This is a genomic window from Leucothrix pacifica, from assembly GCF_003172875.1.
GTDB lineage: Bacteria > Pseudomonadota > Gammaproteobacteria > Thiotrichales > Thiotrichaceae > Leucothrix > Leucothrix pacifica.
This window is the reverse complement of sequence record NZ_QGKM01000145.1, coordinates 1-1479: the sequence shown is the minus strand read 5'-3', so window position 1 is coordinate 1479 and position 1479 is coordinate 1. Positions and strand designations below refer to the sequence as shown.

Genomic DNA, 1479 nt, shown 5'->3' with positions numbered 1-1479 from the left:
GAAGGCGTGCGCTTCGCGTTCACGCACCAGATCGCCGGACACGACGGCAATTTGATCGGTGATGGGCGCTTGTACGTGTTCACCACCCGCGCCGACACCATCATGGGCGTGACCTTCGCGGCGGTGGCGGCGGAGCACCCGCTGGCGGCCCACGCGGCCGAGAAGAATCCGGCCTTGCAGGCTTTTATTGAGGAATGCAAGACCGGCGGCACGACCGAGGCCGAACTGGCCACGCAAGAGAAAAAGGGCATGCCCACCGGGCTGACGGTGACGCACCCGCTGACCGGCGCCGAAGTGCCGGTGTGGGTGGGCAACTACGTGCTCATATCGTACGGCGATGGCGCGGTGATGGGGGTGCCGGCGCACGACGCGCGCGACTTTGCCTTTGCGCTGAAGTACGGCCTGCCGATCCAGCAGGTGGTGTGCGTCGTTCCGGTAGGGACGGCCACACCATCGGGCACGCCGGGCGCCTCATGCTGCGAGCAGAAATCGTCGCCCGGCGCACGCGACGCTGCGGCCTGTTGTGTGTTCGATGCTACCCGCTGGCAAGACTGGTACGCAGACAAGACCGGCTCACTGGTGTGCGTGAACTCCGGCGTGCTGAATGGCTTGAGCTACAAAGCCGCCGTGAACAAGGTCGCTGAACTGCTGGCCGCCCAAGGCCTGGGCGAGAAGAAAACCACCTTCCGCCTGCGCGACTGGGGCGTCAGCCGCCAGCGCTACTGGGGCACGCCCATCCCCATCATCCACTGCCCGCAGCACGGCTCGGTGCCGGTGCCGGAAAAGGACCTGCCGGTGGTGCTGCCGGAAGATTGCGTGCCGGACGGCTCGGGCAACCCGCTGCTCAAGCACGAAGGTTTCCACGCCGGCGTGACCTGCCCGATCTGCGGTGCGGCGGCGCGGCGCGAGACCGACACCATGGACACCTTCGTGGACTCGTCCTGGTACTTCATGCGCTACTGCGACCCCACCAACGCCGACGCGATGGTGGCCGAAGGCGCGCAGTACTGGATGCCGATGGACCAGTACATCGGTGGCATCGAGCACGCCATCCTGCACCTGCTGTATGCGCGTTTCTGGACCAAGGTGATGCGTGACCTCGGCCTGGTGCAGGTGGACGAGCCGTTCAAGAAGCTGCTCACGCAGGGCATGGTGCTCAACCACATTTACGGCCGCCGCACCGCCAAGGGCGGCAAGGACTACTTCTGGCCGCACGACGTGGAGCATGTGCTGGACGAGGCCGGCAAGGTGGTGGGGGCGAAGCTGAAGAACGCGGCCGAAAGTGGCGACGGCCTGCTGCCCGTGGGCACGCCGATCGACTACGAGGGCGTGGGCACCATGTCCAAGTCCAAGAACAATGGCGTGGACCCGCAGGACCTGATCGAGAAGTACGGCGCCGACACCGCGCGCCTGTACACCATGTTCACCGCGCCGCCCGAGGCCACGCTGGAGTGGAACGACGCCGCCGTGGAAGGCAGC

The 1479-nt window shown here is 66.4% G+C and carries 1 protein-coding gene; it reads left to right on the top strand.

Translation table 11 applies throughout. The features are described 5' to 3' along the window. On the top strand, positions 1 to 1479 hold a 1479-nt coding region (locus tag DKW60_RS23465; RefSeq protein ID WP_146203572.1), incomplete at both ends, for a class I tRNA ligase family protein.